Raw genomic sequence first — 1,113 nt, 5'->3', positions numbered from 1 at the left:
TCCAATATTTACTTATTATTAACTAATTCGTTAATAATGTACAATCTATAATCAACATCAATGTAACGATATTGTTAACTATCTCCGATTTTTGTTCGATAATGGTGCAATAAGGGGGGGAAGGGGAGGGATTGCTATCTGAGTTGGCTATCTTTACTGCCACGGCGGTTATATCCGGCATGGCTGGCCTGATGCTTGTCTAATTGATTCTGGCAGTTCAGGCAATATTTAACCCCCGCCAGAACTTTACGCCGTGCTTCTGGAATGGCTTGACCACATTCAAGGCAATATAGCTCACTTTCACCACTGCCAAGAGCCTGTCTTGCGCGTTGCACCGCATCTTCAACGGTGGAGTCAATTTGATCTTGTACTGCGCCGTCGCCGGCCCATCCACTTGCCATATGACCTCCGTGCGTAGGGCCGGATAACCGGCCCTGTACCCATCATCGTTAAAATTGCAGGTGTATTGGCTATTCTCATTACCCGGTCTATCTTCCTGCCATTTTACGATCTATTGGGTATCATACTGAGGATTACTCAATATTTGACTCGATAAACCACAGGAATTTATCCAGATCACGAGATGCGGCAGTAAACATATCAGCACTGTCTTCATCTTCTACTTCTGAAATTGCCTTACGAATATCATTAGCAACCACGGCGTAGCGGTCTGCCAGCGCTTTAAGATGTTCTTGCACGCTATGGATATTGGTTGGGTAACTTTTCAGCGGTGTTTTATCATTAATGACTTGTGTGGTCCCCAATGCGACACCACCTAGTTGTACGGCGCGTTCTGCGAAGGTATCCAGGTGGTCAGTGAGGGCTGTGCGGAAGCCATCCAGCATTTCATGCACCGCGATAAAGTTGGCACCGCGCATATTCCAGTGAGCCTGTTTGGTCATCAGCGACAGATCAATAAACTGAATAACCATACGGTTTAATGCTTTCACGGTGTCAACTTTGACATGTTCTTCAACATCGTTGCGGGTATAGAGCAGGTCGGAAGATTTTGTTTTTACCAGTTTTGCTGTACTCATAATAGGTATCCCTTTATTGAGTTGATTACCAATTTCTTCACCGCAATAAGTATAACAAAGATATTTAAGTTTGTAG

2 protein-coding genes are annotated in these 1,113 nt (G+C 44.4%); both read right to left on the bottom strand.

The window, feature by feature from the left end; translation table 11 throughout:
* Positions 1–134 precede the first annotated feature (134 nt).
* Complete coding sequence (locus V1952_RS22005) at positions 135–401, bottom strand: DksA/TraR family C4-type zinc finger protein (RefSeq protein WP_083159440.1); 267 nt, start codon at positions 399–401, stop codon at positions 135–137.
* A gap of 132 nt (positions 402–533) precedes the next feature.
* A complete protein-coding gene (dps, locus tag V1952_RS22000) occupies positions 534–1,037 on the bottom strand; it encodes a DNA starvation/stationary phase protection protein Dps (protein WP_372558421.1) in 504 nt (167 codons plus the stop codon).
* Between the last annotated feature and the right edge of the window lie 76 nt (positions 1,038–1,113).

Origin of the sequence: Yersinia sp. 2542 StPb PI (assembly GCF_048593855.1) — a bacterium.
GTDB lineage: Bacteria > Pseudomonadota > Gammaproteobacteria > Enterobacterales > Enterobacteriaceae > Yersinia > Yersinia enterocolitica_E.
The sequence above is the reverse complement of the archived record's forward strand: the minus strand, read 5'-3'. Positions and strand labels throughout refer to the sequence as shown.

What these genes read in the sequence shown, in the direction of transcription:
- V1952_RS22005 (WP_083159440.1), bottom strand. Translation starts at nt 401, where the DNA reads ATGGCAAGTGGATGGGCCGGCGACGGCGCAGTACAAGATCAAATTGAC.
- dps (WP_372558421.1), bottom strand. Translation starts at nt 1,037, where the DNA reads ATGAGTACAGCAAAACTGGTAAAAACAAAATCTTCCGACCTGCTCTAT.